The sequence below is a fragment of the Desulfosarcina cetonica JCM 12296 genome (assembly GCF_001311845.1).
Taxonomy (GTDB): Bacteria; Desulfobacterota; Desulfobacteria; order Desulfobacterales; family Desulfosarcinaceae; genus Desulfosarcina; species Desulfosarcina cetonica.
This window is the reverse complement of record NZ_BBCC01000060.1, coordinates 23,285-31,627: the sequence shown is the minus strand read 5'-3', so window position 1 is coordinate 31,627 and position 8,343 is coordinate 23,285. Positions and strand designations below refer to the sequence as shown.

General features: G+C 50.4%; 9 protein-coding genes, 1 tRNA gene and 1 pseudogene. 5 read left to right on the top strand and 6 right to left on the bottom strand.

All coding sequences use genetic code 11. The annotated features are described in order from the left end of the window. Positions 1-465: 465 nt before the first annotated feature. The 5 genes and pseudogenes from JCM12296_RS14945 to JCM12296_RS44545 form a co-directional block, all read right to left on the bottom strand. Complete coding sequence (locus JCM12296_RS14945; RefSeq protein ID WP_157067632.1) at positions 466-666, bottom strand: hypothetical protein; 201 nt, start codon at positions 664-666, stop codon at positions 466-468. Next, the gene (locus tag JCM12296_RS14940; RefSeq protein WP_054694553.1) at positions 645-2,699 is read right to left on the bottom strand and encodes an AAA family ATPase; all 2,055 of its coding nucleotides are present in this window, start codon (positions 2,697-2,699) and stop codon (positions 645-647) included. Before JCM12296_RS14940 ends, JCM12296_RS14945 begins: the two co-directional genes overlap by 22 nt. A 245-nt stretch (positions 2,700-2,944) precedes the next feature. After that, positions 2,945-3,430 carry a hypothetical protein gene (locus JCM12296_RS14930; protein ID WP_054694548.1) on the bottom strand — a complete coding sequence of 162 codons (486 nt, stop codon included), beginning with the start codon at positions 3,428-3,430 and terminating at the stop codon, positions 2,945-2,947. 69 nt (positions 3,431-3,499) lie between these two features. Beyond that, entirely contained in the window at positions 3,500-4,306 is an 807-nt protein-coding gene (locus tag JCM12296_RS44550; RefSeq protein ID WP_246804340.1) for a tyrosine-type recombinase/integrase, read from the bottom strand. A 264-nt stretch (positions 4,307-4,570) separates the two neighbouring features. Then, a pseudogene (locus JCM12296_RS44545) lies at positions 4,571-4,723 on the bottom strand (hypothetical protein); the annotation flags it as partial. A gap of 306 nt (positions 4,724-5,029) precedes the next feature. Here JCM12296_RS44545 and JCM12296_RS14920 point away from each other — a divergent pair. Further along, positions 5,030-5,113, top strand: a tRNA-Ser gene (locus JCM12296_RS14920). A 101-nt stretch (positions 5,114-5,214) separates the two neighbouring features. Here JCM12296_RS14920 and JCM12296_RS14915 read toward each other — a convergent pair. Further along, a complete protein-coding gene (locus JCM12296_RS14915; RefSeq protein WP_054694546.1) occupies positions 5,215-5,451 on the bottom strand; it encodes a hypothetical protein in 237 nt (78 codons plus the stop codon). A gap of 476 nt (positions 5,452-5,927) precedes the next feature. Between JCM12296_RS14915 and JCM12296_RS14905 the strand changes: the two genes are divergently transcribed. The 4 genes from JCM12296_RS14905 to JCM12296_RS14890 all read left to right on the top strand — a co-directional run bounded on the left by JCM12296_RS14905 (position 5,928) and on the right by JCM12296_RS14890 (position 8,214). Next, the gene (locus JCM12296_RS14905; protein WP_054694561.1) at positions 5,928-6,584 is read left to right on the top strand and encodes a YiaD family glycine zipper/OmpA-like lipoprotein; all 657 of its coding nucleotides are present in this window, start codon (positions 5,928-5,930) and stop codon (positions 6,582-6,584) included. A gap of 142 nt (positions 6,585-6,726) precedes the next feature. Further along, positions 6,727-7,278, top strand: coding sequence for a sigma-70 family RNA polymerase sigma factor (locus tag JCM12296_RS14900; RefSeq protein ID WP_172683911.1), 552 nt, complete (start codon positions 6,727-6,729; stop codon positions 7,276-7,278). After that, a complete protein-coding gene (locus JCM12296_RS14895) occupies positions 7,275-7,772 on the top strand; it encodes an anti-sigma factor family protein (protein WP_054694536.1) in 498 nt (165 codons plus the stop codon). Before JCM12296_RS14900 ends, JCM12296_RS14895 begins: the two co-directional genes overlap by 4 nt. Beyond that, positions 7,762-8,214, top strand: a complete 453-nt coding sequence (locus tag JCM12296_RS14890; RefSeq protein WP_054694532.1) for a hypothetical protein — start codon at positions 7,762-7,764, stop codon at positions 8,212-8,214. The genes JCM12296_RS14895 and JCM12296_RS14890 overlap by 11 nt, the downstream gene beginning before the upstream one ends. Positions 8,215-8,343 lie beyond the last annotated feature (129 nt).

Genomic DNA, 8,343 nt, shown 5'->3' with positions numbered 1-8,343 from the left:
ATCCATCAAGGGCGCCCCTATCTCTTCCACCATGGCTTGAAGTTTCTTGTTGTCGCTCTCCTTTGGCCATGTGGCCGGTCCTGCTATTGCTGCTCCGCTCATTGTTCCAATCTCCTAAGTTGAGTGTCTGTTCTGTCCTGGCGTTTTCGTGTCTTCTGAATGATATCATCAAGCACTTCAATCTGAAGGCACCCACAACTCCGGGTTTTGCCCGACGTGAGGTTGGCGCCGTTGACGACTGTCAGCCGTCCACATCGACAACGGCAAAGCCAGAACACCTTGCCGTCGCGTTTGCTCAACGGCTTCTTGACAGTCAGCCGTCCAAACCGTTTCCGGGATAGATCCTTGCATCTGCCAATATCAATTTTAGGTTTCATGACTCCCTCATCATTTAAACGCGGACGGTGGAGCCGCCGCTAAAGAACGCCGGAGAAACGGAACGCCGGAAGCGTTTCCGTATCCTCTTTAGAGGCAAAAAATTCCGGCGTTGATTTCTAAAAAATTCAGATAGATAACGCCGGAATTTTTAATATTTCCGGCGTTAGCAAATTCCGGCGTTATCATATTGGTATTATTGAAAATAACGGCGGAATTTTTGTTTTTTCCGGCGTTAACCGGCGTAAAAAATTCCGGCGTTAATCGGCTCATCTGGGAATCAATTCGCATCTTGTAGTCTTTCCGCTCATGGTGGATTCTTCAGTCAGCAGACCGCTTTTTAATAAATGGTTGATAACCAGATTCATGTCGCGGCCACGCTTGAAGCCCTTGAATCGATCAACCATGTCCCTGGCGATTTCTGCTCCGCATTTTTCGCGGTCAAGCTCACGCCGGGTGTACCGGTCTGGATACCGATGCAGAATATTAAGCAGCTCTTCAGCCATGGATTTAATGTGTGACTCCTCGGGATCGTCCCAGACCAGCACACCGTTTTCACCACGGCGGAAGATGATATGCCCTGGTAGGTCAACCCCATAATTGGATTTCGGCACGTCAAAAAGGACGTAGTTGCGAGGATTTTCAATGCCATACTTCTTGGCGATCTCTTCGTCCATGCGAACCATGCCAGCCTGCCATCGACAAGCATCGACAAGGGCAGAGCTTCCACGGCTCATGTTCTGGCTTATCTTGGCCCCGTTTTCCTTGCTTGTGTGATGGGTGAATAGGATGGTTATCCCATAACGTTTTGCGAGGATTTCAAGCCCCTGGACCCATTGCGTTGCGTGATCTGGATTGTTCTCATCAAGTCCATAAAAGCGTGACTTCGGATCGATAAACAATAAGGCAAGCCCTGGACAACCTGAAATGGTTTCCTCAAGCCAGTAATAGCCATCTGCGAATACCGGGGTTGACCCTTCCAGGCGCATGAACGGACCGACCTCGCCATATACTGAGATCCCTGCAAGATTATCTGGAAACTGCCCGCTACATGTGTCCCACGCTCGTCTGTCAAGTTCGTCTTGGGTGTCCTCGCCAACGATAATCAACGTCTTGATCGGTCTCGGCGCATTGATCGGCCCGAAGTTTTTACCAGTGGCACCAGCAGTGGCCAGTGAAATGATAAAAAAAGTTTTTCCGGTCCCACCGGTAGCCGTTATGACACCGACAACGCCTTTAGGTATGAGCAATTGATCATCGTATCGGAAGATTGATTCTAACTTCTTTGGGCGGGATATCACGCGGCCTTTAAACCGCATGGCTTCAAAGCTTTGTGGCTGGTATTTACTTCTTGCCGACGCCTTGAGTTGTGCCCGTACTATCTCAAGGTTGCCGGAAACGGCGAACAAATCATTGAAGTCGGAATACTTCAAATCCTTGTCGTCTGCTCCTGGCAAGCCATCAAAGCAGGGCAACGCGAGCTTGGCGCTGATACCATCGGCGGCTTCCTTGCCCTTGGTGAGTCCAGGGTTCCCAGCCGTGAAACGGTCGTTGTCGGCACAGATGGTTATTTGTGCTCTTGGTTGTTTTTCCCGCACCACCCGCGCCACGGTCGGCAGGTTACCAGCGTCAAAAGCGATTACCACGGTGCCGCCGGTCGCTTCGTGAATCGTGGCCCCTGTTGAGTACCCCTCGCAAATATAAAGACGTTCGTCTCCTGGTATCGTGAAGCACAAGCCCTTTTTCCTGGCAAGCTTGAGAAAACGCTTCTTTTTGCCGTCTGGTGAGATAAATTGAAGGTTCCAGATCGTTCCTGATTCGTCCGTGACCGGCACAACAATTTTGTTTCGGCTTTGCTTCAATCCGTAAACATGAACGCCCTTTTTGGCTGGATATGGGTGATTCTGGCTTGCAGGCTTTAATCGATCCCAGATAGTGTTGGCCTTCACCTTGCCCTTGGCGTGGTCAAAGGCCTCTTGCGCCTTGCGCTGCCTACTCGCTTCTGCAACCATGGCCTTATATCTGGCGCTTTCGGCATCGGTCATCTGGTGGGCTTCTTTGCTACACCATCGCTCTTTAAGGCCGGTTTTCCAGTTGCCGAAACTACCTGCCCACACTTCGCCCTGGAAGAGGATATACCACCCGACTTGATCGCCACGCTTATCGACGTCGAAGCGCTCAAGCTTGCCAGACGGAACGATGGCATCAGGATCAAGCCCGAAGCTTGCCAACACATGCCCGAAAGCGTTTATCGGATCTTTAGGTGGATCAAGCGGCCGGTATCGCTCCGACCGCTGTTTTCCTGCTCCTGATAGATCTATCATTTACGCGGCCTCATCCTGAAAAAGCTTGTTGGCTTCTGTTTTGGGCCACATCAAACGACCGTTAGGTAGCTTTACCGGCTTGATTCCGAGATAGTGCCCCCTGACGCAAAGTGAATGTCGGATAGACGATCCCTTAACGCTAAAAAGGTCCGCAAGTTGTTTGGTTGTGATCATGTAATTTTGGCTCATGACGGCTCCTTTTGATTGTTGTTTGGCTAACACCAAACTATGATAGCAAAAAAAAATTATGGCAAAGATTCAACCTTTTTAAAAAGATCCGATACCAATTGTTTCAAATCAACCACTATTGAAACGGCTTTTTTGACTGAATTGTTTTCAGCAAATTCGGAAACAAGGTTTCCGTTTTCATCGTATGAAAAAATCAAGAAAGCGCTTTCTTTATGGTCGGAAATCTTGAAAGGGTTTAGAGAATTTCTTATGTCACGAATGCTTTCAAAAAATTCTTTTATTGATCGTTTTGGAATAAAAAAAGCATTCAACTTATTAATCAAAAATATCTCCAAAACATTCACGCAATCATAAAAAGAATAGGTCAATATACCTTCGCCTTTTTGTGCTTTTCTGGCTGGAATAAGTATGCCGGCATCAGAAAAATAATGAATCCGATTTGCCTTAATGCCAGTCATTTTCTCAACGTCTTTGGCTATAAAAAGCGAATCCGGTTCAAGCCGATATTCTTTTTGTTTTTCAGCATCGACAAAATTTATCATTTCTCAATCCCTTTAGTTTGGTATATGCCAAACTATACTGTATGTCAACGCCAATGAACCAAAATTAATTTAATACACAACACGCAAACCCTCTTCAACCATTTCCGGTTGTTCAATCCATGCCTGGTCCAAAATCCATTTTTCGATTTTGACGTGCCACATTCGAAGCAGATCAAGTGGCCGCCGACGATAATGCTTTTCAGCGATGGCCGACGGCTTGTGACCCATTATCTGCGCAACCACACCAACCGGACATTCAACCCATTCTGACAAGGTGCCGAAGGATCGCCGTAGGCCGTGCAGGGTCAGGTGGTCAATGCCGGCCACGGCAAGCGCTCGGTTGTGTGGTATCCTTGGCTCCTGAATTCGTCCCGATTTCGACCCAGGGCTTGAAAAAACCCATTCATTGCGACGGGGCAGGGGATAGAGAAGCGAAGAAACATATGGTGTCAAGGGAATTACCCGTTCACCATCCACTTTGTCCTTGATGGCAAGCCCATTCCATTTGAAATCGACGTCAGACCATTTGATTCCGGCCAACTCCTCACGCCTGGCGCCGGTCAATAGCAGGGCTTGCAGGTAGGCGGAAATAACAGGGTTTTGCAATTCACGAACGGCCTTAAACCATGCCGGCAACTGTTCGCGCTGCAAACAATCGTCCTTTGCCTTGCCCCTCGGGATAGTTTCACGCTTCACCTTTGACCCGCAGGCGTCCGGTGATGCAATGCCCTTGTATTCAGGATTTTCATTGCACCAATTAATAAAGGCGCGCAGGAGGGAAAACGCCAGCCGTGTCCTTGTGCTTCGCTTTTTGACTTCAGCGGCTGCCCAGGCTTCAACCCGTTCGGGTGTTAGATCTGACAGTTTCCAGAACATGACCGGTGCCAATGGGCCGGCCTTGGTTTTGCCTTTTCCGCGTTTTCGTTTTTCGCCCCCGGCGGATGCAAGGTCAAGATGGTCGGCGTGGTGGCGTTCGGACCACTTATCCCGGCGGGACGCCAAATAATCGTTCCACGCGGTTTCGACGGTGATCGTTTCCTTTTTGGCTTCGGCCTGTTGCTGGATGGTTTCGGCAAGGCGTTCCTGTTTGTCAATTCGGGGATCGATCCCCTTATCAATCAGACCTTGCATACGTCTGGCTTCTTGGCGGGCGCCGGGCTTATCTGGGTCGCTATTGTCGATGGTCCATGTTCGAACATCGCCGATTTTAAGCCGGATAGTCTGACCATTCAGCCGGGCTTGAAAAATGAATACCCTCGCGCCCAGTGTTGCCCGGACACCAAGGCCAGGCACTTCGGAATCCCACAAAAAACCTGTTTTTTATCGGGCGGACATTCGAAACCATTTACCCGTCCGGCGGTCAGTTTTTGCCTTGCCATATTGCCCCCATTGCTTACACAGATCGAAACCGGATGATCTATCCGGCAGTTGGTTACAAAAATCCGAAGGTTTCACCATGTAAAACGGATCAAAATCCGAAGGTATTTGCCCGAATTTGTGTAAGCACAATGTAAGCAAATTTCGTCAATATTTGTCAATTGAAAAGGATTGATCAAAAAGATGGTGTTTTATTAAATACTGAAAATATTAGATAAATATGCGCAGTTTTCAATGCCTATCAATGCCGTTTTAACCGGACTACGAATCCGTAGGTCGCAGGTTCGAATCCTGCCGGGCGCGCCAGCAAACACAAGGGGTTACAGATTTGGGTCTGTAATCCCTTTTTTTGTGTGAGAATTCGTGTGTGAAAAGGTTTCGAAACGTAAGCAAATCTCGGTTGTCGCTCAGACATTTTGAGGTTTAGATGAGAAAAAATGAACTTCTTCACGTTGTCGGTGTCTATGGGGGACAAACAACCTGAAAAGGAGGTAACCCATGAAGCTGAAAAGAACGTTCATTTTTATTATGATGATTGCTGTGGCATGTTCAATGATTGGGGTTGGCCAGAGTTGGGCTGGACCATCAAACCCGGTTTTGGAGGGAGTGGCGATCGGCGTCGGTGCGGCGATGGTCACAAGCATGTTCTTCCATCCACCAGCGGTGGTTTATCATCATCCGGGGCCACCGCCATATCCTCCCGCGCATCATGGTTTCGTACCGCCGCCTCGCGGGTATCGGACTCCGGTGCCGCAGTATAGACACCATCGACGTGATATAAACAAGCACTGGCGGTTCTATGGCCACGATCATGGACGACATGCCTTTGAAGGACCGCGTCATGGGGCCCCCTGCCGCCGGCAAGCCAAAATCTACGGGCCTCCTCGGCACCTCGACGGCCGGGGTGGAGGCCGCAGACACTGATTTGCCGGCATGGCCGAGTGTACCATTCCCATGCCCGAAGGTCAGGCAGCGGCATGCCGATTTTGGCAGCCTGGTACAGCCCGTCGTATCCGTACCCGGCTGCCATTAAAAAACTTAGACATCGTTCCTCTCCTGCTTTATATTGATGCGTTATTAAGTTCTTTTTTTTGTCAAAACAAGGGAGGGAATGCAGAACATGAAAAGATTATTTGTCATCGCTTTCTTAGGACTGTTTGTGCTCAGCGGATGCGCCACACCCCAAACCAATACGGGTAAGGGTGCTGCCTATGGTGCCGCCGGTGGCGCCGTTGCCGGTGCGATTCTCGGACAGGCCATCGGACGAGATACCAAAGGGACCCTCCTGGGTGCGGCTGCAGGTGCCGCTGTGGGGGCCGCGGCCGGGGCCGGTGTCGGTCACATGATGGACAAACAGGAATCGGAAATGCGCAATGCCCTTGCTGCCTCGGAAGCCGCTGCCGTTCAACGGGAAGGGGATCTTTTGGCGATTACCCTGAAAGGCGACGTTTCGTTTGATACCAATTCAGACACTATCAGACCGGGGCTGTATAACGAGCTCGATCGTATCGCCCAGATCATGATCAAGTATCCCCAGACCCAGATCGTGGTTGAGGGGTACACGGACAGCACCGGATCCGAGTCCTACAATTTGCAGCTTTCCGAAAGGCGAGCCCTCAGTGTGAAAAACATGTTGGTTCAGCGGGGCGTACAGGCCTATCGGATTAATGCGGTCGGCTATGGTGAAAGCCGCCCGGTGGCGACCAACGACACGCCGGAAGGCCGTCAAATGAATCGTCGCGTGGAGATTCGTATCAATCCGACCGCCCAGGGGTGATGTTCTTAGGCTGCGGAATTATTTCTTTCCGCCAGCCTTATTTTCCAAGAATCGACTGCCGCAGCAACCTGGAATGAACTTTTTGTCTTGATTGGGGTCTAAGATTATACAAAACCGAATTGTCAATGACGATGAGCTGGTTTTGCGGCTGCAACGGGGCGATGAGTGGGCCTTCCAGCTATTGGTACGCCGTTATCGCAAAAAAATTTACGCCATCGCCTTTGGAATTACCCTGGATGCGGAAGAAAGCCGGGATATCTTACAAGAAGTCTTGTTACAGGTTTATCGCAGCATTCACCGATTCAGAGGCGACGCATCACTTTCCACCTGGTTGCACCGCATCACGGTAAATCGTTGCCTCAACTGGAAACGACGCTGGGCCCGGCGTTTTAAATGGATGCATACGCCATTGGGCGAGGATGGGGAGGATATCGGGGATGTGCCTGCCAGCGATCTGCCATCCCCGGAAACGCGGGTGGCCGATCTGCAAACCCGGCAGCAGGTCGACAAGGCCATGCGGCAATTGCCTGAGGCAGCCCGTACGGTTTTCGTACTCAGGGAGGTGGAGGGCCTCTCATATGAAGAAATCGCCAATGTTACCGGGATCAAGTTGGGAACGGTGAGATCCCGTCTTTTCCATGCACGCAAACGGCTCAAAGAGATTTTACAGCCGTTGGTGGAGGACGATGCATGAACACCCATCAGGTAAGCCCTTGCGATGATCTTTTGCTTAGCCGGTATCAGGATGGTCAATTGGATGCCGAAGAAAAAGCGCGTGTGGAGGGGCATCTGGCCGAGTGTGCGGCGTGCCGCAAAGAGATCGAATTACTCGCCTTTTTCTCTCAGGAGGTTCGCCGCCGCATCGACATGGCAACCGATGAAGTAGACTTCCCGGCGATCGAAAAAGCGGTCATTGTCAAAGCGTTGCGACAGCGTCGTTCATCCATCGGCAGTGCCTGGTTTTCGGCGTTGAAGGTTCTGGTGCCGGCTGTTGCCGTGGCCAGCGTCCTGCTCTTCATCGGCTATCGGCAGTTTAAAGAACCACCTGCGACCGCGCCGAGTGCCATCATTAACTCTTTTACAGGGCCAATCTCTTCTGTTATGATCTTTGAAACCCCGAATACGCACCAGACCATTCTCTGGTACAATGAAGCGACCGATGAGGAACGTGAACAAAATGCGGTTTAGATTTTTCCACTCCCTGTTGTTTGGCACGTTTCTCCTCCTCCAGGGCATCCCCAACCCGGTGCTTGCCCAAGACAACTATCAAATCAGCGTCGACACCATTCTGGCCGCCCGCGGCGACACTGTGATCGATTCCCAACTGAAGCGGCACATCAACGATTTGCGCGCCATGTTCAACTATACGTCGTATCGGCTGATCGGCAGTGAGACGCTCAATTTGCGGGTCGGCCAATCCGGAATGGTATCCTTGCCCGGGGATCGCCGACTCAGGATCACCCCCCAGAAAATTGTCGGAAAGCGTGCCGACCTGAGTTTACAAATGATGAAGAATGGCCAAACCGTCTTTCAATCCAAGATTCAAATTCTCAACAGGGGCAGCCTGTTCGTGGGAGGCCCCACCTACATGAACGGCAACCTCATCTTCAGGATTTCCAGTACCTACTAACGATTTTCTCTCCTTTACCCAGATGGTGTCAAAACGAAACCGCAGAGAGAAGTGTTTGACCCATTTTATGTGGCATTAAATTCTCAAGCCTTTTCGCAAAAATATGGCAATTTTTAAAAATTGCTTTAA

Coding starts and splice junctions, on each gene's coding strand:
- JCM12296_RS14945 (WP_157067632.1), bottom strand. CDS start 666: ATGCGAATTGATTCCCAGATGAGCCGATTAACGCCGGAATTTTTTACG.
- JCM12296_RS14940 (WP_054694553.1), bottom strand. CDS start 2,699: ATGATAGATCTATCAGGAGCAGGAAAACAGCGGTCGGAGCGATACCGG.
- JCM12296_RS14930 (WP_054694548.1), bottom strand. CDS start 3,430: ATGATAAATTTTGTCGATGCTGAAAAACAAAAAGAATATCGGCTTGAA.
- JCM12296_RS44550 (WP_246804340.1), bottom strand. CDS start 4,306: ATGTTCTGGAAACTGTCAGATCTAACACCCGAACGGGTTGAAGCCTGG.
- JCM12296_RS14915 (WP_054694546.1), bottom strand. CDS start 5,451: ATGCTTGTGACCATCGCCGCACCGACGCCGATCGCCACTCCCTCCAAA.
- JCM12296_RS14905 (WP_054694561.1), top strand. CDS start 5,928: ATGAAAAGATTATTTGTCATCGCTTTCTTAGGACTGTTTGTGCTCAGC.
- JCM12296_RS14895 (WP_054694536.1), top strand. CDS start 7,275: ATGAACACCCATCAGGTAAGCCCTTGCGATGATCTTTTGCTTAGCCGG.
- JCM12296_RS14890 (WP_054694532.1), top strand. CDS start 7,762: ATGCGGTTTAGATTTTTCCACTCCCTGTTGTTTGGCACGTTTCTCCTC.